14 protein-coding genes and 1 tRNA gene are annotated in these 26,432 nt (G+C 41.8%); 7 read left to right on the top strand and 8 right to left on the bottom strand.

The window, feature by feature from the left end; all coding sequences use genetic code 11:
• Nucleotides 1-55: 55 nt before the first annotated feature.
• Complete coding sequence (locus tag SY85_RS14450) at nt 56-829, bottom strand: class I SAM-dependent methyltransferase (RefSeq protein WP_226998838.1); 774 nt, start codon at nt 827-829, stop codon at nt 56-58.
• A gap of 448 nt (nt 830-1,277) precedes the next feature.
• Here SY85_RS14450 and SY85_RS14445 point away from each other — a divergent pair, with 448 nt between their 5' ends.
• Nucleotides 1,278-1,721: a hypothetical protein gene (locus tag SY85_RS14445; protein ID WP_066405618.1), complete on the top strand. Its 444-nt coding sequence runs from the start codon at nt 1,278-1,280 to the stop codon at nt 1,719-1,721.
• Between the two features lie 652 nt (nt 1,722-2,373).
• Here the strand turns inward: SY85_RS14445 and SY85_RS14440 are convergent.
• Nucleotides 2,374-3,552 carry an aspartyl protease family protein gene (locus tag SY85_RS14440; RefSeq protein ID WP_066405617.1) on the bottom strand — a complete coding sequence of 393 codons (1,179 nt, stop codon included), beginning with the start codon at nt 3,550-3,552 and terminating at the stop codon, nt 2,374-2,376.
• 189 nt (nt 3,553-3,741) lie between these two features.
• Between SY85_RS14440 and SY85_RS14435 the strand changes: the two genes are divergently transcribed.
• The 3 genes from SY85_RS14435 (at nt 3,742) to SY85_RS14420 (ending at nt 7,404) form a co-directional block, all read left to right on the top strand.
• A tRNA-Met gene (locus tag SY85_RS14435) sits at nt 3,742-3,813 on the top strand.
• Nucleotides 3,814-4,611: 798 nt separating this feature from the next.
• Nucleotides 4,612-5,361, top strand: a complete 750-nt coding sequence (locus SY85_RS14425; RefSeq protein ID WP_066405615.1) for a hypothetical protein — start codon at nt 4,612-4,614, stop codon at nt 5,359-5,361.
• 780 nt (nt 5,362-6,141) lie between these two features.
• The gene (locus SY85_RS14420; protein ID WP_082886461.1) at nt 6,142-7,404 is read left to right on the top strand and encodes a serine hydrolase domain-containing protein; all 1,263 of its coding nucleotides are present in this window, start codon (nt 6,142-6,144) and stop codon (nt 7,402-7,404) included.
• A 125-nt stretch (nt 7,405-7,529) separates the two neighbouring features.
• Here SY85_RS14420 and SY85_RS14415 read toward each other — a convergent pair whose 3' ends face one another.
• A complete protein-coding gene (locus tag SY85_RS14415) occupies nt 7,530-7,964 on the bottom strand; it encodes a hypothetical protein (RefSeq protein WP_066405613.1) in 435 nt (144 codons plus the stop codon).
• A gap of 709 nt (nt 7,965-8,673) precedes the next feature.
• Between SY85_RS14415 and SY85_RS14410 the strand changes: the two genes are divergently transcribed.
• A complete protein-coding gene (locus SY85_RS14410; RefSeq protein ID WP_066405612.1) occupies nt 8,674-9,294 on the top strand; it encodes a T9SS type A sorting domain-containing protein in 621 nt (206 codons plus the stop codon).
• Between the two features lie 10 nt (nt 9,295-9,304).
• Entirely contained in the window at nt 9,305-11,887 is a 2,583-nt protein-coding gene (locus tag SY85_RS14405) for a hypothetical protein (RefSeq protein ID WP_066405611.1), read from the top strand.
• A gap of 911 nt (nt 11,888-12,798) precedes the next feature.
• Here SY85_RS14405 and SY85_RS14400 read toward each other — a convergent pair.
• The 4 genes from SY85_RS14400 to SY85_RS14385 form a co-directional block, all read right to left on the bottom strand.
• Entirely contained in the window at nt 12,799-13,311 is a 513-nt protein-coding gene (locus SY85_RS14400; protein ID WP_148661204.1) for a hypothetical protein, read from the bottom strand.
• A gap of 891 nt (nt 13,312-14,202) precedes the next feature.
• Entirely contained in the window at nt 14,203-15,279 is a 1,077-nt protein-coding gene (locus tag SY85_RS14395) for a PD-(D/E)XK nuclease family protein (protein ID WP_071891001.1), read from the bottom strand.
• Nucleotides 15,270-21,119, bottom strand: coding sequence for a DEAD/DEAH box helicase (locus SY85_RS14390; protein ID WP_066405608.1), 5,850 nt, complete (start codon nt 21,117-21,119; stop codon nt 15,270-15,272). Before SY85_RS14390 ends, SY85_RS14395 begins: the two co-directional genes overlap by 10 nt.
• Nucleotides 21,112-23,847: a hypothetical protein gene (locus SY85_RS14385; RefSeq protein ID WP_066405607.1), complete on the bottom strand. Its 2,736-nt coding sequence runs from the start codon at nt 23,845-23,847 to the stop codon at nt 21,112-21,114. The genes SY85_RS14390 and SY85_RS14385 overlap by 8 nt, the downstream gene beginning before the upstream one ends.
• 356 nt (nt 23,848-24,203) lie before the next feature.
• Between SY85_RS14385 and SY85_RS14380 the strand changes: the two genes are divergently transcribed.
• Nucleotides 24,204-24,893 (top strand): HhH-GPD family protein, encoded by a 690-nt coding sequence (locus SY85_RS14380; RefSeq protein WP_066405606.1) that lies wholly within the window; start codon nt 24,204-24,206, stop codon nt 24,891-24,893.
• Here the strand turns inward: SY85_RS14380 and SY85_RS14375 are convergent.
• Nucleotides 24,890-26,428, bottom strand: coding sequence for a DUF262 domain-containing protein (locus tag SY85_RS14375; RefSeq protein ID WP_066405605.1), 1,539 nt, complete (start codon nt 26,426-26,428; stop codon nt 24,890-24,892). The genes SY85_RS14380 and SY85_RS14375 overlap by 4 nt on opposite strands.
• Between the last annotated feature and the right edge of the window lie 4 nt (nt 26,429-26,432).

Raw genomic sequence — 26,432 nt, 5'->3', positions numbered from 1 at the left:
ACAATTATAGGACTGTAATCCTGTCAATCTTACTAATCCCTATTAATCAGCGGTCCTACATCTTCTTACTTACGAGTACCTCTCTAAACTCCGCTCGTATGCCTTTCGACAGATCATCGATATATTCTATAGAAGTAGTCAGTCCGGAATGCACCTTTATAAAATCTACAATATCATAACCCCAATGAATGGTTACCGGCGATCCTTTGGCATCTACCGGGTTGGCATGCCATTCAGGATCTTTTAAAAAAACAGGCTCTCCATGGGCGCCCTTGCTGGCCCAAACTTCGGTAGGCTGAAACCGGTTAATGATAGGGACGGTAAAAATATGAGCGCCTCCTTTTTTAAGCGTGCGGGCTATCTCTTTAAAGGCCTTTGCAGGGGCATAGAGATGCTCAAATACATCCTGGGTAATTACCAGGTCAAAGGATTCATCTGCAAAGGTCTGTGCTTCCAGATCTTCATTATGAACACCATTGACCAGGCTGCCAAATGGATCATTTGGAAAATACTGGGAAACGGTATAATGGCGGCAGTTGTCTTTAAGCTTCTTTGAGGCGCCTTTATCAATAGGAGATGATTCATGGATGGACAACGCCTTCCAGTTAGGAAAGTGTTTTTCTATGGTCACCATCAAGGCTCTTTCCCGCGGAATACACCAGCAATTGGTGCATTGAAATTGATCCCGCAGCCACTGGTGCCTGGCCACAAATACAGTATCACGATCACAACAGGGACAATGGCCGGGTTGTTCCCAATAAAAACGGGAGGGAGCTATAATGTCGAGCATTTTGTTTTTGAGTCCAGCTTTTATGGCTCGGTAAAACATATAGCCAATTTAAAAATTATATGGGGAATTGTAAAGGAGGGAATGTGAAACGTCAAACGTGAGACGTGAAAGGAAGGCTGCAAGCTACAAGCTGCACGCTTCAAGCCAACTGCCAACTTCTTTATAAAAGAAAAGCACTCCTTTAAGTGGAGTGTATTTTTGTAATAATCTATTCTTTCCTTATTGTTTATGAACACAGGCCGTTGAGCATTGAACATTCCCTCCCTTCATCATTCTTCCTTCTTTGTCACCTTATCAACTTGTTAACCTATCAACCCTTCCCTTCTCGCAGCTCATAACTCATAGCTCACAGCTTCCCTCCATCTAATTCGCGGTCAAATGAAGGAAAATTAGGTACGCACAATTACCCAACTTCAGGTATTGTCTATCTGTTGGAAATGCGACAAATTGCCGCCGTAAATAAGAATTACGCTTTTAAATAAACTCAATGAAAACTACAAAACTGTCCCTGCTGCTATCACTAATTGCTATTATTCCCGCCTTTAGTTTCAAACCTCAACCCAAAGCCCAGGACTATCGCATTGCTATTGGCTTTGCCTACAGCGATATGGCCTGTAATGGGTTAACGGTAAAGACAGCCATTGGCTATGAGTACAGAACCGGTGGTAGCATTGGCGATATGACCTCGCAAGTGCGTGACGAAGCTGCCCGTCAAAACGATGTTAAGGCTAGCGATGTAGTAATAAAAACAGGCTATAAGCCATATGCTGTTATTATCAGCTACAAGAAAAAAATATCTGGCTGGGGCTGCGAAAAAACCATGTATGCCGCTGGTTTTGGCAACTCGTATAGTGAGGCTGAAAGCAATGCGGCAAACAATATGGAAGCCAGCAATGCTTCTTATACTGTTGTGCGCAAGATATCCGCTTAACGAAGTCCATTCTCACTGTAAATAGGAAAGGCCGGTTTTATACCGGCTTTTTTACTATAGGTAGGCCTTCATTTAAAGAGCGCTTCGCGCAATTGGTTTCACGCAGAGCGCGCCGAGGCGCGGAGAGGGAGGAACCACGGAGGCACAGGGGGCAGGGAGGAGCACAGAGAATATTGTCTGAACCGGGATTTGGGGAGATTAAGGGATTAAGGAGAAATGGCTGATGTGAGGATGGAGGATGGCGGATTTAGGTTGACAGGTTGAGAAGAAGGAATATTGAACAAGGAACAAGGAAGGATGAAGGAAGAAGTGAGGGAGGAATGTTCAATGCTCAACGCTCAATGTTCAATAAAGAGAGTAGAGAATGGATAAATGAAAAAGCACTCCACTAATGGAGTGCTTTGTGTATTGCTTGCTATAATCGTTGTTTATATTCTATTTCACGTCTCACGAAATCCCTCACTCATTACTCATTCAATGACCAATGACTTATTGACCATCGACTTTCCTACTGTGGATCGTCGTCTGTCGTCTGTGGACCATTCCTCACCGCTCACGCTCTCCCGGCTGTTTAGCTTGCAGCGTGCAGCGTGTAGCGTGAAGCTTCCTGCTCACAGCTCATGGCTCGTAGCTTCCCTTCCTCCATCCGCGGTCAATAGAAACGCTCTGTCTGTAACGACACCTCCCGCTCCACGTTCTCCTTATTTTTAACCCGGATCGTAATCGTACGGTTAGAGACGGATAATAAAGACACCATTTCATCTAAGGACATAGAATTATTCCCATTCATGCTAACAATAACGTCGTTCACTTTTAAACCCGCTTTTTCAGCAGGCGACTGTTCCATTACATAATCAATAAAAATGTATCCTTCCTTCGCTTTCCGCAACTTCAATCCCGATACGTTAAAGTTGAAGGCGTTATTAAAACGCTTATTTGGCACCACGCTAATTTTTTGTAGGGGGTAGGAGATCAAAATATTGAACCGGCTTAAGATATCGTTTCCCATAGTGCCGGCAGATATGGAATCAGCGGCTGTGCCACTGGTAGCGGTAGACAGCGTGCCTGGCAGATCCTTCAACGTAAAACCGGCAAATGTAACCGACTCAAGCGTTGTTTGATAAGCCTTGAACGCGCCGCCCAAACCCGAAAACTTCAAAGTGGTTTTAACAGGAAGCTTATCAATAAGCGCGTTTTTGGTTACCAATGGAGCGTGTAAAACAACACCCAGGCCTGCACCTGTATCAAAGAAAAACTGGCCACTAACTGGGGCCGAATTGATGGTTTTTACCGTGGCATAAAACACAGGAATATTATCTACCAGTGTAAAATCAATAGGGGTGCCTTTGCTGATTTTAGAGAAGGCAGTAGCCGGGTACAGTTTAATCTGCTGTTTATCGATATCAATTAAAGCAGTGAAGTTCTTGATAAGATCATAGCCGATAATGCCATCTACTTTTTCACCTTTTAGATTAAGGTTCGATAGATCAGTAACCCAGAACGTAACACTATCTAACGTTGTTTTACCAATATTAATACGATTGCCTTCCGAAGCCCAGGTTTCAGCACTGGCTCCCGCACCTTCCATTGCCTTCGTTATTTTTTCATTCTTCAGTCCTAGCTTTTCTGCCGCCTCTTCGCTAAGCGCACTTTCGCCTGCACCGGTATCAAACACAAACTTCAGCGGCTTGCTGTTATTGATCTTTAATTCAATAAGCGTATGTACCCCAATCATTTTTAGAGGAAGCACTTCCAATGGTTTTGTTTGCGCTTTCAGTACGGGTATAAAAACGCTTAGATAGATCAGTAAGAAAGCCGCCTTCTTTAACATGGGCAATAGTTTTGGTAAAATTACTTCCAATGCGGCTGGCCTAAAGTCGGCAACGGATGAAGCGGAGTTTTCCTGTCTTGTACCTTTCCTTTTTAAGTATCAATAGTTGACATGGGTGGCAAACAATGAAGCAAAACCGAAAGTTTATCTTCACATACATTACGTTTCCCCTATATTTGCACTCCACATCGCGAAGTAGAGCAGCGGTAGCTCGTCGGGCTCATAACCCGAAGGTCCTAGGTTCGATCCCTAGCTTCGCAACAGAGAAGCAGAAACAATAACGTTTCTGCTTTTTTTATGCCTCGATGTTGCCGCTGGTCGCCAATCCCGAGTGTTCGAAAGACCAGGCCCAGCATGCCCCAGCCCCTAAAGGGGAGCGCCAGCGCTGCTGGGAACCACAGAGACACGGGGAACAGGGAGAGACACAGAGAATGTGTGGCCCACAGATTACGCAGATAAACGCAGAAGAAGGTTCGCACAGAGCAAAAGAGGAACGGAGGGAATATTGAACAAGGAACAAGGAAGGAAGAAGGATGATGGGAGGAAATGTTCAATGCTCAATTATCAATGTTCAACAATCGGAAATGACTACACGCTGTAAAGCCTCTTACTGTCAGGCGTAACTTGCTCCTGAGTTAGTTTACCCTGAGCACAGTCGAAGGGAAGGAGGCACCTGCTCTGACTAAAAGAATATCCTTCAATACAAAAGAACACATAATCTATAAATCAGTTAATCCCTCTAATCGTTCACATCTGCGGTTATAAAAAAGCCCCAGCCAGGTGGCTGAGGCCAACGAATTATAATTTGAGTAGCGCTTACAGGCTGGGCTAGTTAGGGGGTAATTAACGAGGGTAAAAAGATCCAATTTGGGTACATGATAGGGAGAACGTGGGTAATTTTTTTGATTTTTTACCCTTGTGACTGTCATACTGAATGATAACCAGAGTACAGAGGTCGTGTATGATTTAAGAAACACTACGTATAGACAGAGGATAAGATCATAAAAACTTTCTTTGTACATTGCTACTTCTTTCAAAACCAAACGCTGCTGAAGTACTATGTTCTTCTTCGATAGTTATTTTTATTACATAACCCTGGGTTTGCAGGCGCTCTGTGTGTTTCATTGTATTCGTAAAGGCAACCAGCAAAAATGGATCTACATCATTGTATTTCTGCCACTGGTGGGCTGCATTGCCTATTTCTTTACCGAAATGTTTACAGGTCGCACGTTGCAAAACGCAGGCCTTGGAGCCGTGTTGAATCCTACAGGCAGCATTCGCAAGTTAGAAGAGAACTTACGCTTTACGGATACCTTCCATAATCGCATAGCCCTGGCCGATGCCTACCTGGCGGCTGGACAAACAGGAAAAGCAATTGCTCTGTATGAATCTAGCCTCACCGGTGCTTTTGAGGAGAATGAACACGTGCTGTACCAGTTGATTGTAGCCTATTCAAAAGAAGGACGCTATGAAGAAGTGTTACCGATAGCTAAAAAGATCTATCGTTTACCTCAGTTTACACGTTCAAAAGGGCATCTGCTTTTTGCTATGGCCTTAGAGCAGTGCGGCCAGGTAGCGGAGGCTGAAAAAGAGTTTCAACTAATGAACACCCGCTTCAGCAATTTTGAAGCCCGCTACCAGTATGGCTTGTTCTTAAAAAGAAGCAACCGTATCGAGGAGGCCACTAGCGTGTTTGCTGAAATGATTGGTGAATGGTCACATCTTTCACCCATAGAGCGAAAGTATAACCGCAGCTGGGTAGCCTTGGTAAAAGCGGAGCAGAAAAAACTGGCATCGGTACCGGTATAATGCCATTCGTTTGCTACGGTTGCTCATTTCTTTCTATCAGCATGTTTAAGCGAAAAGTACTGGTTGCAAACGCTGTACAGCGGTCGTATATAATTTAGAAACACTACGAATAGCTGGAGGACCAAGCTTTCTGCAGTTGTTAATTGGAGGGTTATAGTAAATGGTATAGAGAGGAGTGTGACCTCTGCTATACAATATGAGTCGCACGGGTAGCACTCAAGTCAGCCAGGGACCTGATAAAAATCAATAACAATCTCTTTATAGAAACGTACTTTGTTGATAGTAAGACGCCCCACTGGAAACATGTACTTTCTCCCTACTCTTTAGTTATTCCCTAATCAAAAGCCACCTGCACTAATTAGCCTAGGTCTGCATCTATGTTAACTGTTCTGAAGATGGAGCGCTAAATGATAAAAACAAAATAATGAAAAAGATACTGGTGCCAACGGTTGCCGGTGAAAAGGGATCTACATGAGAATAAAATTGCCAATGAACAACAATAGGAAATAATAAAAGCAATGATGCTAAAAACCTCCTTGTAATTTATGATAGGACATTTCCCGCAGTGATAAAATAAAAACAGTGGTTTATAAGATCGTCCTGGAGAAATTGACAGGACGCTTTGACGTTCCTGAAGACTACTAAATACGGGTGGCCTATTGATCAAATTTATCATAACCATAAACCATCATTGTTGTTGCTATCCGCCCTATAGTAATGAGTCAAACGAGGCATGCGTTGTATGAATAAAGGCTGATTTAATTTAAAAAAACCTATGTTATGCAAGAACATCATCTTCTTCACAAAGAAAGCAAAAGGATCCGCCACCAGGTTCATAAGAGCAACCACGGTTTCTCCGCTGGGCGGCTTGCACGTATGCAGGCTACTATGCGGCGTTATATAGACAATGGCTGGGCGCCAGGCCTTGTAACACTTGTGCATCGAAATGGGCAGGAATACGTAGACGTGATGGGTTCGATGGCATTTGATAGTGCGGTGCCCATGCAGCGCAATTCGATCTTTCGGCTGGCCTCTATGACCAAGCCAATTACAGCCGTTGCGGCTATGATACTGGTGGAAGAGTGTAGGATCCGGCTTGATGATGCGGTAGATGACTGGTTGCCCGAACTAAAGAACCGGAAAGTATTACGCACCATTGATAGTCCATTGGATGACACGGTACCTGCCAAGCGGCCCATAACCGTGCGCGATCTCTTTACCTTCCGTTCCGGGTATGGTGAAGTGTCTCTTCTGGCACCCACCTCTCCGCTACAGAAAGCCTTGGCAGAAGCCAGCCTGCCACTGAGTAAATGGATCTTTCCCGGCACACCGGATGAATTTATGCAACGGTTGGGCAAGCTACCGCTGGCCTTTCAGCCGGGTGAACGCTGGCTCTATCACATGAGTGCGGAAATACTAGGGGTGTTGATCAGCCGGGTGGCCGGCCAATCGTTAGGTCAATTTCTGCGCGAACGTCTTTTTGAACCCCTGGGCATGCACGACACCGGCTTCTATGTTCCAGAAGAAAAAATGGAGCGACTGCCGGTTTGTTATGGATCGGATATGCGCACAGGCAAACTCATGGTGCTGGATAAGGCTGCTGGCGGACAAATGTCCCAGCCACCCTTATTTGAAGCAGGGGCAGGCGGCCTTGTCTCCACCATCGACGATATGGCAGCCTTTGGCTTGATGTTATTACATAAAGGGGCTTATGGAAAAGAGCAGATTCTTTCACGACCCTCCGTGGAGTTAATGACCCGCGATCATCTGACACCTGAACAAAAAATGCCTTCATCCTTCTTTGAGCATTTCTGGGATACGCATGGCTGGGGACTGGGGCTGGGAGTTACTACTGCAAACACTGATCTTGGCAGTGCGCTGGGTAGCTTTGGCTGGGATGGCGCCTTTGGCACCTCCTGGTTTGTAGATCCCAAAGAACAACTGGTAGGCATACTCATGATACAGCGTTGCCCTGATTCACTGAATATTCCCCTTATTACACGCGACTTTTGGACTTCGGTGTATCAATTGATTGAAGACTGAGCTGCTGTAAGTAGCAAAATTCCGCTTATGCAGAACCGTTGGTCGGCGACCAACGGCAACCAACGGCAACGAAGCAGGCACGCAACAAGAAGGAACTTCAACAAAGAAGAGTTATCCTATTTCCCTCAAATGACAGTGTCCTGGAATTTTTTATGATGGTACAAATAGGGAAGCAGAAACGCTGCACAAGCCCCCATGATGATAATGTCGCCTATCAGTAACTCCCTGAATGCTGCATTCTCTACCGCGCTACTGGTACGATGCGCATATTCTGCCCTCCATACGGATACTACTGTAAGTAGCACCATAAGCACTATAAAAACAAGCTCTCCTTTAGGAAGGGCTTTCAGCAGTTGATAGTAGACAACACCCAGCATTAAAAAAAGAAGAATGGTAAAGAAGGTAAGAGAGGCAATATTGATGATCCCCGATAGCGCAAAGCCGGTACTGCCTCTAAAAAAGTAATTGAAGATCAGACAGAGCAGTGTAACCACCATTCCTAAAAACAAGCCGGTCATCAGTGATTGGTAGAACCGGGGTTTTGAAGCATCATGATCCATAACAACCTGGGTTAAAAATGAAAGAATGAAGCTGCCTTTTGTGTCAAAACAGGAAAAGGTATCTTTACCTAATAGTGCACAAAATCCTTGCCCGGTTTGGGTTTACTGGAGATAATTATTGTTTTTGTGCTTTTAAATACTGCCTATGCAATATTTAAGAGCTATTGAATGGAATCGTCTACTGCACAGGTACTTATTGCTATCTTTCTACGGGCTTTTTACACCACCATTACATACAGCCGCCAAGAAGGCCAATAGGTACTAAACGGAATCATAAAGCAGAAGGGCACATCTATGAAGTTCATGGACTTTACCATCTGCTCGGTTAGTGGCCGAGAGAAAGGTTCAGCATCTCACTACTCACCACTCATTACTCACCACTCACCATTGACACACTGACTTTTCCCTCCTATCATCTGTCCTCTATCCTCTGTCATCCCTCATTAGCTAATCTTCACATCAGCTAATCCGCTAATTCTCTTCTCCCTTCTTCATTCTTCCTTCCTTGTTCCTTGTTCAATATTCCTTTCCCTCGGCTGTTTAGCGTGCAGCGTGCAGCTTCCTTCTCACCCCTCACCCCTAACTAACTAAAATAGCTAACCGAAGCGCTACACTTTCTAAAAGATTTCTTTTACATTTAAGAAGTATTCGATCAAAGACCGCTTAATCCCTCTTCCCGTGAAAGTTTACAACTAAAACTTTCCCACCCATGCGGTTGATCTACTTTTTTCTACTTCCTTTTTTAACTTGTTTTACGGCAGCTGCCCAATCCTCTTTAGCATTTACCATCAAACAATTGCCTTTACTGCAAGCCGATGCTGGAAAGGATACGGCTGTAGTAATGGGAAGCACGGTAAAGATTGGCGGCACTGCAGCTGCCAGCGGTGGGTCTGGTACGTATACCTACTCCTGGGCGCCAACAACGGGGCTGGACAGGGCCGACATTGCAAACCCGACAGCGACTGTCAATGCTGCTATTACGTATACCTTGTCGGTAGATGATGGAAGGGGTTGTAAAAAAACAGCTTCCGTGAACCTAAAAATAACCGCAGCAACGGCTATTGATCCAATAAGTACGGCTTTAGGGCTCAAGCTATTTCCCAACCCTGCCCGCTCGCGTTTATTCCTTACCACCGACCGGCCCGTTCCAGCCGCTACCTTGCTCCTGGAGCTATATGATGTAGCTGGTAAAAAAGTTTATACGACTACGTTAAAAGGCAACCGGCTGTTAGATCACAGCCTATCCTTAGCCCCTTACCTGAAAGGCATGTATATATTGAAACTAACCGGCAACAACTTCAATTCTACTTTCAAAGTGTTCGTTTACTAATCCCAAAACTATGCAGCGTATTATTCCGTTCATCCTTGGCCTTGGTTTGGTGATACTAAGTGTTACCAGCAGCACATCGGCATTGGCACAAGCAAGCAAACCTTTCTTATTGAAAGCCGGTACAGTACGCGGTGCTGTTCAATGGCAACAATCTGTAGATAAAACCACCTGGAGCGATGTGCCGGGCGGCAACGTAGCCACGTATATGGTGCAGCCAACCAAAACTACGTATTACAGGGCCAGGGTAACAGAGCCCGATTGTGGACCAACGTATAGCGACATCAAAGCGGTGGTGATAGAATCGGGGTTTACTAGAGGCACTGTATTGATAAAGGGTGAAATTCAACTGCCGGCAGGTTCCACCATCAATAAAGGTGAGCTTACGGTGCTATCTTTTTTAGACAGCGCAAAAATCAATACAGATGGAACGTTTGAGCTTTTGATGGCCGACTCCATTGCCAGTGATTATGTGATGGTAACCAATAAAGAAGGCGATGTTTTGCTAATGTGTTACGTGGTAGGCAAAACCCAGAGCCTGGAGATCAACGCACAATCTACAGCGTTAGCCACGTTGCTGGTCTATCCCTTTTTAAAACCACTGGAGGCTACTGAAAAAGCCCAATTGTTAGCCCTTTATAAAGCAGATGCGGACCTGAAATCGCTCGTGAAGGAAGTAGACCAGTTATTGGTAACAGGCAAGCCTCTTTTTTCGCTAAGTAATACCGGATTGAACAAAGCAATGAATACGATGCTGTTGAAAGATTATAATAGCGACCGGTTAAAAAAAGCAACCACTGCAAGAGTATTCGCCGACCCCATTTTTATCTTATCTAAAACGGGGGGTAAGGTAACTATTTCAAATAGCACGAGCTATCATTATGCAGGGGGCGTTTATGACAAAAAAGAAGGTATTCTAAGAAAATCTTTTAAGGTTTCCGGCACTATCGGCACCTCCAATGCATTCGCTAAGTATATCAATTATATACGGACAAACGAGGATCTGAAAAGGGAAATTGATATTGATCTGAAAGCGTTAGGTCTTGGACCCGGAGAGTATGAAATACGTTTGCGCAGTGGGATGGCGTCTGAAGATTCAAGAGAAAACGAGATAGCCATTAAAGATAACTATCGCGAGCTTTTTGTAATGATCTATGGCAATATCTTACCCAGCCCGGGAGAGCTAATGGTGGGTCAGGAAGATGGCATTATTGCCACCTGTGTTTCCAGTGCTATAGATGATTATTTAAGTGCTATCCCCACAGAAAAGCTGCTTGCTACGCTTAATGACACTAAATTGATGGAGGAGCTGCTCAATAAATTCTTCACCAAGGATCGATTGGTCACCAGGGGTTGTTTTGTGAATGGGATCTTTTCCATTTTTAATGATCGGATAAAACAGATGTTCAAAATTATTGAAGCGAGTCTGCCCTTTGCCTATTACTTAGGTGATCTGGCAACGAACAAAGCTGCTGTTGATGGATGCCAATATTTAGATGCGGAACTGGAATCGCATAATTGTTTTCTTCTGGAGAAGGCAGATGGCGCCACTATCGAACCCAACTATTACAGCGGCGAGTCTGTTGAATTAAAAGTGAAGTCTATAAAAAATGACAAGTACTACCCTTATGTAAAAGGTCCTTATCCATTTGCCCACTTTGTATGGTTTACCACTACCGGTACCTTTGCGCCAGACAATGCTATAAATCCAAAAGGCCGGACGGATAAGGATGGCATGGCCTCTATACTGTGGCAGCTACCTTGTACCGCCTCTGTGAATAATGTGCTAGTGAAGATCCCTGGTATTCCTCCAACATCTGCAGAAGAGATATATCGTACCACCACTAAAAATGCTTTTATTGCGCTAGGCAGCAAGGATGTACTTCAAGGCAAGCCCAATGAGCCGGTGAATAAAGAGATATCCATAATAGTGGAAGATGCGGCGCAGAAGGGTTTATACATGCCCCTAAATCGTTTTGATATTCAGTGGACGGGCGATGGCAAAATAACCCTTGTAAGATCGGGAAGCACTTTTAATACCTATAGGTGGACCTTAGGCCCCAAGGAGGGCGAGCAGGAAATAAGGGCCACTATCAAATCAACAACCTGCGATTGGAAAATTGAAGAGAATCCATTGATCTTTAAAGCCACTACTCCCTTAGACACCATGGCCGTTTTACGGTCTAAACAATGGCAACTGACCAATGGGCCCATTAAGAAGTATACAACCAATAGTAATTGTCCGGCCTTAAAGCTTGTTGCCTATGAACTAACAGGGGCTACGCTCAACTTTCAGCTGGTAGACGGACAAACGGTGGCTACGGAATCCAGAACGGGTAAATGCGGTATATACTGTGGCGGGTCTATTGATTTGTTTAACTGTGTTGATTTAACCAAGCCAAAAGATGTAACGGGTTCTAATACGATTACGATAGGTGTGTTGAATAACGAGTTTCAAGCGTATACTATCAGCCCCGATCAGCCTGGAGATCTGTTATGGCTATTGGTGCGAGCGAAAATTGTATCGCTAACAAAGGATGAATTAATAATTCAAAACCCGCTTTGGTGGTCGGGCGAAAATATGATCTTTCGGTAATGGGTGGGTACCTGGGCTAGCCTGGGCTCGATCCAAGCCTTCAACAAAAAAGCAGAAACAATACCGTTTCTGCTTTTTTATAAGAGTATTTGATCTTTTGTGCGTTAGCCTACTCACCACTCACCACTCACCACTCACTTTTCCCTTCTCCCTCATTGAATATTGAACATTGAAAATTGAGCATTGAACATTCCTTCTTTCTTCCTTCCCCAATTCCAAATCCCTAATTCCAAATTCCTTCATCATTCTTCCTTCCTTGTTCCTTGTTCAATATTCCTTTCCCTAGTCAACGTTTCAACTTGTTAACCTGTCAACTCTTCTCTCTCCATTGAAAATTGAAAATTGATCATTGAACATTCCCTCCCTTCATCATTCTTTCTTCCTTGTTCCTTGTTCAATATTCCTTTCCCTCGGCTGTTTAGCTTGTAGCGTGCAGCGTGCAGCTTGCAGCTTCCCTCTCACCCCTACAATCCCCAGTTAAATAGAAACCGCCCCTACAGTCTACCTGTAAAAGGGCGGTCCTAACAATGGCTAAAACAACCATATTGAACTACAAGGAATCATCTTTCTGCAATCTCGTAATCCTGCTAATCCATTCTAAATCCCACTAACCCGCGATCCTCCTTTTCTCCTTAGCTCTGTGCGAAACCTTCTCTCCGCGTCTCTGCGCCATCTGCGGGCCACTCCCTGTCAACTTTTCAACTTCTCAACCTGTCAACCTAAATCAGCCATCCTCCATCCCCACTTCCGCCATTCTTCTTTCTTCATCAGCTAATTGGCACATTAGCTAATCAGCTAATTCCCCTCCTTTCCTCTGTGCCCCTCCCTGTCCCCGCGCCTCCGTGGTTCCTCCCTCTCCGCGCCCTGGCGCGCTCTGCTCGAAGCTCATAGCTCATAGCTCGCGGCTATACTTAGCTATCGATCTCAACAATACTCAACGCATTATGCGTCGCGCTTTTCAGCGCATAGTACACACCGTTTACCTCTTGGTAAAACAGCAGCCCGGCTACCAGGAACAGCGGCAGCGTGCTGGCGGGCGGTACACTCACACTCAGGCTCAGCGACGGCGCCGTAGCCGTTGTCCAGGGCAGGTAGGCCGACTGTTTGATATCGGTCGTGCAGGTCTCCTCGTTAAAGTCCGCGGCCACACCGCCACATACTATTTGGTAATGCGTAGTGCCCAGTGGCACTTTCACTGCATCAGTAGGTACTCGGCTCGGCACATCAAAAGTCATGGTTCCGGTGGCCCGGCTGATGGTAGAGGTATACGCTACCGCTAGGTTTAGGGCCAGGTCGGCGTTCACATTAAAGTCAAACCCATTTAGCAGGTTCATGTTGCCATCCATTACCCGGCGCTCACCACGCACATTCACGGTATCGCTTTTGATCACCGCCCGCATGGTCTGGGTTAGGCGCGAGGTCACAAGGCGGTCCTTGGCGTTTTGCAACAGCGGGCGCAGGGCGTGGCGTAGCAGTCGGCCGGACTTACCGGCGTGGCTAAACTCGGCCATGTTTTCACGGGTACGTTGATAGCTGGGGGCGGTGGCTATAGCTTCGGCCGATACTTCATTCTTTTCCCGCATCTGGTAGCCGTCCTTGCCTTTGGCAAACGTTACATCTCCAATAGAGCCTTCGCTCGCTTTAAATAGTCCTTTATACTTAGGCATAATTAATTTTTTTTAGTAGGGGAAGAAGCGGGCACCAGCGCACACAGCATGCATGTATGGTTGGCTATTAGCCCCTTCCCCTGGTTTTTAAAATGTGATTTTTTTTAAAGTTTAGTTTCTGTTCCTTGGACCTCATTCCTTGGAATTTGTTTTTTTATCCTTTGGAATTTGTTCTTCGGAATTTGTCTCTTTCACTTCGCGGATGATCCAGATCTTCAGCGCTTAACCGTTTCAGTGATATTGACAGTGCAAACATACCATGGCTCAAAAACGGCACTTCCCTGTTTGGGCACGTTTGGGAACGTTTGGGCACAAAATGGCACGAAAAGGCACGTTTGGGCACTTTTCGGCACGTTTGGGAATAACTGGGCACGTTTGGGCACGTTAGACCTTAATGCGGCTAGGTGTTTTCGTTTAAAAAACGGGAGTTTATTATTGGGAACATTAATATGTAGCCTCCCTATTTGGTGTTTTATGTCCAATACTATAAAGATTCAATGCAAGTGAGTGTAAGAAGGCTCCAACTAGTGGGCTGGGACCAGCGAACTATGATTTGATTATTTGTGACAGGCCTAGTTTAACTAGTTATTGACTTGTTTTATAATTTCCAAATAAACTCTTTTTCCCTTTAAGTGTTTAACAACTTAACTAAGCCTTATAAAGTGCAGAATAGCGAGTCCAATAATAGTGCTTTGGATCATTTTTAGACTGAGAGAGGTTATAAATAAAAAAGCCCTCATTAAGACAGTCTTTTACCTGATTTATTACACTGTTAGGGATATTCATAACGGCGCTTCCTTCACGAGTCTTAAGGCAGTACCCTCCACTTTGTTGAAGTAGGTCAGCGTACTCCATATATAGGTCGATAGAATTTTCTAAACTTGTCTTTAACCATACTGCATATTTGGAACAAATTGGGCGGAACTGGCAATTCTTGCAAGCCGGAGTTCCTGGATTTCCTAAAGCCTGATGTGTACCTGTATCAACATGCCGGTTCACTACCTCAATGCGGCTTTTTAAATCTGCAAAATGTCCTTCATATTCATCTTCTTTGAATGTTCTTTTTTCTATTTCGCCGCTGGAAACATTCTCAAGGGATAAAATGATATTTTCTGCTTTAATTCCTTCTCGCTTTTTTATAATTAAGCCATACGTTTTTAATTGTTCTTCGTATTCTCTTTTTATTCCCTTGATCTTCCCATTTTTGCAAGTATATATAGGCCCAGTCTTGTAATCTGTTATATAAACTTTCCCCTTCTTATACTCAATCAAATCTGGCACCCCAGTTAAAAACTGGTAGTTAATCGACTCTTCTGCTTGTGAATAGCTGTTATGTTTCCCGGTATGGAAAACTTGGTTGTTCAACTTTGTCGCGGGAAGCTTTGCAATTCTAAGTCGAGTTATTTCTTTTTTAACTGAGTAAAAAGGAAGCCAGTACTTCAAGTTGGCGAACTGCTTATTATAAGGGTTCTTAAAATAATCTTTTTCAGCCTGGACAAAGGTAGCCTCCCACTGTTCTTCAAATGTAGAAGCATCAACTTCCCTTTTGTTTGAAAGCTCCAATATCTTATGAATAATACTTCCCAACAAGCTAGATGGACTTGTTGGGAAGTAACATGTGTCCTTCAATGACTTTTGAAAGACTAATCTCAAGGCGCAATCCTTAAGTATTTGAACTTGGCTCGGGCTGATGCTGGTTATTTTATTGATTGTGCTTACCCCCATGTTGTACTTACCCAGTCAAAGAATTTTTTATAACACCAACCCTGCCTTCTGCGCAAGTTGAATGTATCAATCATGAATACATTTTCTGGCGCTCCTAGTTGAGCTAATGCTTTTGTAAGAATGTTGTCACTTGGAGCATGTTGTCCAACGGTGTTCCAGTAAGGATGAACAATAACGATATTAAACTGTTCAATGGTAATTACAGGAATAGCACCATCTATTATATTTAACTTACCACCTTCAAGTGTTAATAGAAATTGTTCGGCTAATTCCTTTGCGTCTTCCTTCCAATCTTTAATTTCTATGTGGCCCCAATTATCATCAAGTCCTACCATATAGTTTGGATTTCTTAAGATTCGAAGTAGAGCGACTGCTAACCGCCAATCGAGTATTCCATGGTATGTAAGATTCCTATAAGTTTTTAAGTCGTCGTATGAAGCATCTTTACATTTTTTAGCATGTTCATCGTTAATAAATGAACTCGTGTAAGTGTCTTCTTTTGCTGGGTCAGTACACTTAATCAAAAAGCTTCCAATATTGTCACTTAAGTATTTTACAAAGCCAGATCCATTAGGAAGCTCATCGGCTAATACGATTCGTGCTGTTGAACGGTCCGTGCCATCTTCCAGCTCCTCTTCAACAATCGCAGCTATCTCCACTTCTTCTGGTGAAATGTCAAGTTCGTCTGCTAATGTTCTTTGAAGTAAAAATGCAGCAGAGTAGAATGCTCCTTTCGATGCCGTTCTTTTTGCTTCATCATTACTAAAGGGATCTATATCCAACTGCTCATTTAAACTGACTGGAGATAAACTAAATACGTTTGTCACCTTTCTAGCTCCAAGGACATACCTTCTTCCTCCCGGTCTCCCACCACCTAATACACTTTGTAAATGTGGATCTGTAATAGCTTTTCGAAAGCCATGCTCGCCAAGCATTTCTTCTAGGGTCATGTCAAAGAATTGCGCTCCAATTGCCGCTCTTGTTTCATTTGCCTGGGAACGCATTTCCTTTAACAAGAAACCATCATTATTTCCATTTGTATTTAACCGCCAGGTGTAATCTTGTTCAGATAAAGAAACTCTAAAATTATCTATACTAATAGGATTTCGCGAAGCCACTTCAGAAAATATAAGCGGTTTCGAAGTTGAGATATCTTGATCTACCTGTCTATCCTGCGGCTTGGGGTGCCAATCAGTTCGGAATGCATTCGGAGTAATTACAAGATGAGCTTTCTCGTTAGGAGTTAATCCATCAATATTATCTTGCCCATCATAGTCAATAGTCCTGATAATATTTTTCTTCTGGTCAAGCACTACCCATTTTGGTTTAGGGAAAGCTTCCTCTAGGAAAGTCTTTACAACCCACTTGCCACCTTGGCGAAAATCTTTTTCTATAGAAGTTATTTCAGGGGTAATACCGATGCTTGTGTATATGTTTTTGTCTTTAGTTTTTTGACTTCCTGGTGCGAATTCATAAATAGCCATATCAAGAGGTCTGTCAATTATCATTGGGCTATAAGTGTTATTGCCATCCTTCTCAAAACCAGTTATAAGGTTTCTAATTCTAGTTGGCATTCCCATCATTGGAAGTAAACCAGCTTCTGACATAGCTTCTGCAAGGTCAGGCGTTACTGGCTCGTTAAGCATCGCATCAAATTTGGCCTTAAAGTCGTTGAGGAGCCAGCTTTTGAAATCTGTTATTGCAAAATCATCAACAATCTCATTTTTAAAATATAGTTTGTAGGTAAAGGAATTAAATACTTCTTCCCAGTTCGTCTCATTCGAGAGCCACGTGAATAACTCTTGGTAACTAGCGCTATTCTCCTTGTAAAGTGAGACAGTTCCAAATTCTCCATGTACACTCCCGCTAAACCCAGGCCTCACAACCCTGAAATACCTTTGAAAGATTCCCTTCACAACCATTCTGTAAAGAATCTGGGGTTGCTTTTGGCTTAGGAAGGGTACAGGTGAAAGATCTCCAGTCATTCGGTAGGGATGTCTAAAAAAGAATTCATCGTGGCTTCTTCCCCTACAAAAAGTTAGCGCAATACTGTAAGCCTGACCAGCACGGCCGGCGCGGCCAACCCGTTGTTGGTAATTAAAGCGCATTGGTGGCATGTTTCCTTGGTAGATCGACTGCAAAGAACCAATATCAATACCTACTTCTAGTGTTGTGGTTACACTTAGCAAGTCGATTGCCTTAAGCTCAGGGTTATTACCGGTAATTATATTTTTAAAATAACGTTGTCTTTCTAGCTGGTTTCCTGTTTGACCAGTCAGCTCTTCGCAACGGAACCGCTGTATCTCCTTGTTGTCATTAATATCCTTGACAGTGAAGTTCTTGTTGCTAATTTCACTAGCAGTTGTCTGACCAGCGTTGGTTAGTTCATGAAAGCACAGTTTGCAAATATTTCCTGAATTATGTAAATGAACAGTAGAACATCTTTCACATACCCATGCTAAATCGCTTGGATTAGAGAACTTAACCCTCAAGTTCTCAATAACCAGCTGTCCATCTAGGTGGCCGTTCTGCCGAAGGTTTGTCCATATGTTTTTTCCTAGCTCAAGTTCATCAACCTTCCAGTACTCGGCAACTTTTGCAATGTATTTTCTTTCAGGTCGTTTCTTTGAAATATTCTCGAAGCCTTTTATCGGAGAAATAACCCAGTCTGACTCCGCTTTGTTGTGCTTGAAATTATCACCCAGGATTCTAACAAAGGAGTCAACTATATTTTCGTAGGCTTCCTGAGAAATACTGGGAATCGTGGTGTTGTAGTATTGAAGTTTAGCATGGCCTAAGCCGGAAGCTTCAATACTATAAAACAACCTGCCAAATAAGAAACTTGTGAATACCTTATAAAGAGAGTCATAAATAAACTGCCTTAAATCTTTCTGATCATTAGGGCTGGTGAAAATCTCCGGATTTATCGTGCTCTTATCCCAATCAAACCATGCTTTCCAATCAATTTCCTTGTCTTGAAATTTGAACATCTGCACGCTTGCATTAGGGCCGGCGGGATTCATTTTAAGCTTAACGAGGTCCTGCACTATTCCTTCAAGTATACTTTCTATTGCTATAATCTCTTTTTCAACTTCTTCTAGTAGCTTTCGGCTCTTATTCTCGTCTACTGGGATTGCAGAACTGATGTCATTAAAGGCCTGCAATACCTCACTTGCATTCCTGCCAATGGCTTCCATCAATCGTTTTGCCTCATTTGTGTTCCGATCTCGAACGGCGTTTAAGAAAGCTAGCCTGGTTTGTACTAGCCCCTTTTTTCTAAAGAAAAAGTCTTTTACCAGCTGGGCAAAGTTCTCCTTTTCTACATCGTTAGAAAAGCGGGCAGCTTCTTCCCTGCTATCAGAAAAAGCTATAAGTTTTCTTGGACGATCTTTGCTATCGTCTAAGCTTATGAAAAGCTCTTTTGCAAGAACTTGGTTAGTCTTTCCAAAACCTGTACGAAATCCTCTTAAAGGCGACTTTCTTGTTTTCCTGCCGGAATAGTCCTGTAAACAGTTTGGACAAGTGTGGGGTAGAGCAGACCCGGGCTCATCAGATGGGTCACCTTTGTATAATAGGCCCTTTACCCTTGAAAGGTCGTTATTGTCATTATAATATAACCGGCCGGTCTTGAGGCATAAGTAACGCACTTGCCACTTATCATCGACTGTACTATTGTTCAACACTTTTGGCCAAAATACTAGGTATTCATTAGAGGCTTTTTTTTCTACTAATACAGACTGTGAATGCTCTGGGATCTTTTCAATTTCAGGAGGGCTTGTGATCAACTCGTAATCAAAAGCCTCTTCATCATATTTGATCTTGGTACCACCAGCGAAAGCCTGGCCGCAATTTTCGCAATACAAAGACTCAAATACTCTTTCGCCATTTTTGCTAATTAAGCTTTGTTCAAAAAGCTCTTTGTAAGGGTTCTTGTTCAAGTCCTGCGAAATCCCCTGTGCATTATCCAAAGTACACCACATCCCTTCAACGTTCCGCACAAAAAAGTGCATCCTGAAGCGGGGCATCTTAGGTTGCACTTTTAAAACTTCCTTGTTTTCTTTTAATTCAAACAATCCCCGCCCGAAGAATAATCCCCTTATTGCCTTTTTAAGCTCGTTATCTGCCAAAGGGCCGAAAAGTTTCCTAGCAATAGAAACAAACTCGTCTATTTCATTTTCGCTACTGTTGAAAACAGGCATAGCCCGAAAGCGATTCCCATGTTTAAATGCTTGTAAAAGCTTGTAATTAAGCTTGTCATCGTTAAGCGCATTTAAAAGCTTTTCTAAGCCACAACTGCCTTCAAAAGTTCCAAGCTCACTTGCTACCGATTCAAACAACGCGTCGTGTTCTGTTTCCGGCTCTTCAAGGTTTACGCTATGCGCAACATCATATAGGGAATAGAAAGGTTTAATCGGCACGTAAACAGCTTCGTTATAATCTCCTGGCTTATCCATGATTTCTACGTCTCCTTTTACGATTTCCATGTTTTTCGACAGGCCAAAAAAGCCTTTCAGGAATGATTGGCTATCTTCAAACATCTGCGACCCTTCTTCACCTTCGATAGATGCACTTGATGAAAGGATTCTTAATTGTTTAGAATTAGGATTAAGACCAAGGCGATGGTAGAGCATTCTGACTAAATACGCAATCTCGGTTCCACTAGTACCCCGGTATAAATGGAGCTCATCTATAATTAAATGAAAGATTCTATTTGGCCTTTCTTCTTCTATCGCTTTTGCACTCAGGCCTTCGTTTTCACAATGGAGCCACTGCTTGGTTTTCTCTATAATCGGGGAATCAATATTTCGCATCAGCATTATACTGAGCATCGAAAAGTTGGTAACTAAGATGTCAGGAGGGGTTTGTTGTATGTCAAACCGCGATCGCAGTTCGGCACCATCCAAACGCGGAAAGCTAGCTTTAATTTCATTTATTTTGCTTTGAGAGAAAATGGTTCCTTCTTGCTCATGCTTTCGCTTCTCTTCGTTAATGTAAACTTCAACATCTTGCCAGTTTTCATTAACCTTTCCTAGTTGGTCCGCAAGCCTATCCCACGTAGATTTATTAGGTTCTATTTCTCCCTCATTGTTTATTTTTTCTAGCTTTCCAGATACAGGTGTTTCACTGTTGTAGCGTCCAAAAAATAGTCGGTTCCCATTTAGTTCTTTGCCAACGTAATCTCTAATTGCATCTGAGTCCAGAGCTCCTCTTAACCTAGTTAATTGATCTTCTACTAGGGCATTCATAGGATAGATGATCATCGCCCTAACTGCAGCTGGCCTACTGGGCTGTGGTCTCTGCGCCGCAGTACTTGATAACACTCCTCGTGTTCCCACGATTTCAATTCCCCTATTATGACCAATGCCTGGGGAATGAGGTCCTTTTGGGTTGACAACTTCTTTTGTGCTCTTATATCTCCTTAGGTCTTTTAACAAATAAGCAAACAAAGGGAGTAGAAATGATTCTGTTTTTCCAGAGCCGGTTCCAGATGTTATTACGCAATGGTTGCCAGCAAGGGCTTTTTGTAACATCAAGTATTGGTGCTTGTACAGCTGAATATCTTTTATAAACATTCCGGCGCTGACAAAGCCCTTGAACAAATCCAGGTCTTCTTGGCTTAGGGTAGGACAGTCGCTAGTCTGTAAAGACTTGATAGTTCTCCCAGATCTTTTGTAATCAAGCATAGGTTCTGCCCATGGCTGTCGGTAAAGCACACCATCTTTTTCCAGTAGCTCTTTTCTCTTTTGGTTTAATTCGTCGAATCTTGTGCCGAAGGCTGTTTCTATATAGGATACATAGCCATCCTTAATCTTTTCGAAATTGCCAATAGGATCAAACATTAGCAGGATATTTTATTTTTATTTGCAGTTTAGTTTCAATATAATCGATGATTGTATCAGGAATATGTGAGTAAACACGGACCCCTGCATCAAATCGTGGATTCGATGCAGTGCATAACATTAACGCCTTTTCAAGCCAGTATGGAAGTGGTAGCTTACTAGAAACGAGTAAATCAGAAAAGCCTGTCTTATTAAACTTCCGGTACAATACTTCTTTACCATGATGTTTAAGTAAATAAAGCAAAACCAAGGAATAATCTTTAATCTTTACAATACCTGTATCCATTTTGAATACGAACTCGATAGAGTTGTCTTTGAATCCATCATACTTTATCAAGGCAGGACTTGGAATATCTTCAATCCTTGCTACAGAATCATCCCAGCCCAGCTTCTCGGCATTGAATACTTGTTTTCTATGATGGTCATTATCGTATTGGTCGGCCCCTTGGAGCATTTCGATATATTCCTTCATGCCAAGTTGGTAATACAACGCATACAGCTGGTAAACTTCATTTGCCTTTATTGTAATATCAAAATGGCTGCATAAGCGTGTGAACTTCTCTTTTAATGGATACTTAGAGAATAGCATGATTTTTTGTGGGAACACTTTAGGATTCTCTTCAGAATGTGGTTCAACTATAAAGTCGATTCCATTCTTAGAGCAATACTCTTTTAGCTGGGTTATAAAACTGTTGCTCCTCTTCCCTGTTAAGTAAGCTAATATACCACCGTGGTAGGGGAGGAAAAATAGTGTGCTATCGTTAACTTTTATACCCTTCCCAAAGTCTTCATAATCTATATATCCTAAACTTCTCCATTGGTACATGATACGATTTGCTTGCGCTCTAGGTAAAGAACTATATACCTGTTGCAGCAAAAAAGGAAAGCTGCTTGTATTAATGTTCGTTGCATTGCTGATGTACCGCAGCAACAGGTCACCTAAGTGATCTGGATTATATTCCGGGTTGATAGAATGGTCATAGACAAGGAAGTTATTTTGTTCCTTTACAAAGTACTTTACTTTAGGATAATAATACTGGTTAAACTCGGTGATATTATCATAAACCCTAGAAGGCATATCAATAATATCAGCGGGAGTAGACTCTCTCCAATAATTACCAACTTTATCCTTCAAGAAAAAGCCAGCTCTCTCCATGCTTGGCTCCTCGATTGTCCTCAAAGTAAAAGTTAAATGGCTGTAGTTGTTACTTGTTACCTCTTTTATCTTAAACTCCTTGTTTAGGAGTCCGTGAGGAAGAACCCAGTAATATATTGTTGTGCCATCTTGTAATATGTTTTCCTTTTTTTCTAATGGGACTTCGGTTTCGCCACTTGCTACAGCAACAAGTACCGGCTCATCGACATAGCCTGAGTAAGAAAAGCGGTAAGGCATTTCTTGAAATATTGTCGTCCGCCTGTCAGTTACGAAAGCCCCTTCTAAAATTATCCTCCCACTTTTTTGTGTTTGTAAGCCAAGAATAGTTAAAAGCTGGTTATGCTGTTCGACATTCAAGGATGAGAACCTTAAGAACACGATCTCGTCATGTGTAGTATAATAGGTTTTAAAGCTTAAGCCACTCTTTGTTAATTGTTCTGTGAAGCTATTAGAACATAAAACAGCAAAACTGCTGGCATTTTCTAACATGCTGGACTCAACCCATTCTTCTAGCTCTTGATTAATGACTAGCCATTTTATACCAGTTTGCAAATTGAACCGTTGGCCTTGCTGAGATTTGTAAGTAAACCCATCGAGTGCTTGGTGTACAGGGAGTACCAGTTTATTTGAATAACCTGCCAATTCGTATTCCATCCCGTATCTAGAGCCATTGATGAAAATTTCATCGCTGGAAAGGTCATGTGAGTAGGCTCTTACAAACACGTCTGTGACCCGGTTTGAAAATTTAGAGAAATTAACAGAGATTCTTAATGGTATGGCGGGCTTCCTGTTATTACTGGAGGGGGATGCAATTGCTCGGTCATTAAAGTTCTCCTCGATATATCCCTCGATATATCCTAGAATACCATTACAAATTGCGGAATCCTCCTTGAGAAGGTCAAAAAATGCTTTAGGGGCCTTTATCCTTTGAGAGTTATTAGCAAGTACGTCCACCCACTTCTCTCTTGTAATTAGTTCTCCAGGAATATACCCTTTGTCTATCAAAAGGTCAAGGATATTATCCAGGTGGCCCTGATTAATTAGTACATGCCTTAAAATGGAGTTGGCATAGGGATTAGTTACTGCCTTATAGTCAACAAATTTACCGTAATTGAGGTTGTTTATCTCAGTCCACTCCTGGAGAAACTTCCAACCCTCGGCAATTATATCTCTCGAGGTTTTACGACTTATATCACTCCATCGCTGGGTGCCAAGAATATCACTAGCAAACCTGTTTATCCTATCGTAAACATTATTCAAGTTTAATTGTTCGCTATCGCCTTCAGCACATGCAACAATTAGAAATATTAATAGTCCAAAATATTCCGGGGGATAAGTTTTATGTTTCTTTACTCTTTCTTTAGATACTTTAATTAAGATTCCAAGTTCCTCGAAGAAGTTCTTACTAACAGGTACCTTCCATTTTATCGAGCGTAAATAAGAATTATAGCCGCCGCTTATTAAGGAATCAAGCAGCACAGGTGACACTTGCAGGCTATACACTTCTTGCCCAGCCATTTCTTTTTTAAAGAATTGCGTAAAAAGGAGCTTGTTCCACTCAATATATTCCATCTGGAAAGTTTTTAAAGAGTAGGACGTTCTGGCTAGAATAACGAAGCAATTATTCGTAGGTATTTACAGCTAGTTTGGTCCTTGCCCCGAATTTATAAAAAAGCTATAGAAGTTATATATAATATTTTGTATCAAGGGCTTATTAGTATGTTGTATATCTTCAAAAGATAACCAATAAGCGATACCATTATAGAATATTTACCCTTTATAGTGAGAATAGAAACGTTAGAATATGCTTTTGTTCTCGTACACCCTCTACATATCGCTGTTTGTATTCTTTATAACCGCTGAGCTTAATAGAGATCTAAAGGAATAAGGCCTCGTTGGTCTATCTTTTGCCATTATACATTTTGAACATGTCTAGGTCTAAAATGGAGAATGTTGCGGATGAAAAGGTTGGGTTCTTTCAGGCGAAGTTGTTGGAATGGTATAAATTAAATGGAAGAAAGTTCTATTGGAGAAAGAAAGGACTCAGTAGTTATCAATATGTAATTGCTGAAGTACTGTTACAAAGAACAAGGGCAGAAACTGTGGCTAACTTTTATCCACAGTTTATTATAGAATTCCCAAATTGGAATGCATTAGCAAATGCAGAGTTGCAAAGATTAGAAGATTATTTAAGACCAGTTGGCTTATATCGGCAACGCTCTGTTCGTTTGAAGAACTTGGCTATTGAAATGGTAAAACGGAAAGGGGAATTACCAAAAGATAGAAAAGAGCTTGAGTCTATCCCCTTTATGGGACAATACATTGCTAACGCAGTTGAATTAATAATTTTTAAAGAACCTAGTCCTTTAGTTGATGTGAATATGGCAAGGGTTGTTGAGAGAGTGTTTGAGCCAAGGAAGCTAGCAGACATTAGATATGACCCTCAACTGCAAGCATTGTCATATTTAATAGTGAACCATAAAAAAGCTAAAGAAATAAACTGGGCAATTTTGGACTTTGCGGCGTTAGTATGTAAGCCAACTCCGCTTTGTTCAATTTGCCCAGTTTCAATAAAGTGTAACCTATTTAAAAATTTAAAGGTCAATAATTTGGATTAACTAAGAATAATATCATTAAAAGGATTTGTTTTTCCTGTTAAATTCTCGATATCCAGTTGTGAAACATTAACTAAATATAATTCTGAATTCTTGACAATTATTGCAACTGATTCTGTTTCATTAGCAAAAGATCCTAAGTTCGAAAACCAGATACGTGCATCTCCTCTATTATTGGCTTTGTAAAATGAAGCTTCAGAAATTATTGTATTGTCGTGTGTGATTAAAGTTGCTTGTTTCGTCACTTTGTGATCTGCGCCGTTCCCTTGAGAATCATAATCATGAATCTGGTTCACTTTTAGAAACTCTCTAACAATTGAAGTAGCATCCATATGATAATTCTTTAGGCTAGTTTTACTTGGTTCTATTGTTACATATTTAATATTCTCGCTACTTAATATTGCTAATCGCTTTTCTTCAATAGAATTATGACTGTAAGTACTTTTAACCTTTTTAGAGTTGTTAATTATTGATGAGATAACCTTTCCTCTATGTACTCTGGATGCTTTTTCATTACTGCCCTGTCTTGCAACCTCAAAATATCTCTTTTCATCATCTGTAATTGTTTCTAAGTTCTCTTCTGAAAAGTAAGTATCATTTTTATTTTCTAATTCCAAAAGATTCGCTTCTAGCTTTTCAAAATTCAAATCCTGCGGATCTACTTTAGATAACTCAATTATTAAGCTAAATAGATTTGCCTTATTAAACCAATAGCTCTTACTGCTTAGTTGTAGACCTGATATTATATCTATTGATTTGGTCAGCAGGTTGAGAGCGTCAGTATATTGTGTAAATGATGCATTATACCTCTTTAAATAATCTTCAACTTTAGTACTTCTACCATAATAACTTCCTTCTAACAATGTTGATACAATCAGCATTGAATATTGTGTATCAAACATCCTTGTTTTATCATTGTCAGTGAATACATTATTAGTCTCAAAAAAGCTATTCAACTTCCTTTTAACCTCAGCATCTAATATGATATCTGTGTCATCTAGCGACGGATTGTAACTCTTGTCAACAACTTGTTTGCAGAAGATTGCGAATTCACCGTCGCCATACTGAGCGTTTGTTTTTTCAACTGCATTTAGTGAATATTCTGTGTTATTGATTCTTTGAAAGATCTCTTTAATCAAGACCATGCTCATGTCCTTCAAATCTTTAACAGTAACAAGATAGTTTAAGAACTCTTTTTTCTGGTCAACAGAAAGTTGATCAAAAGGCGTTACTTTATTTTGTTCTTTAAAATCATTTTCGCCTTTTATATAATCGACTATTGTTGTTAACCTCTGTTGGCCGTCAACAACAATTTCTTTGGCTGTTAAACTTTGGACATCCATTTCTGCACTTGCAATATAGACTTCCGGAAAAGGAAAGTTCATAAGGATGGTTTGAATAAAATGGTACTTGTGTTGCTTTTTCCAAACAAGTTTTCTCTGGAAGTCTGGCCTAGTATCAAGAATATCAGAGTTTATTTTATTATAAAGTTCAATAATCTTGACGCTATTTGAAGGAATGCTTTCTTTTAACTTCATCTCA

It is taken from the genome of Flavisolibacter tropicus (assembly GCF_001644645.1).
Taxonomy (GTDB): Bacteria; Bacteroidota; Bacteroidia; order Chitinophagales; family Chitinophagaceae; genus Flavisolibacter; species Flavisolibacter tropicus.
Note: the sequence above shows the minus strand (reverse complement) of the source record. Positions and strands in the feature narration are given on the sequence as shown.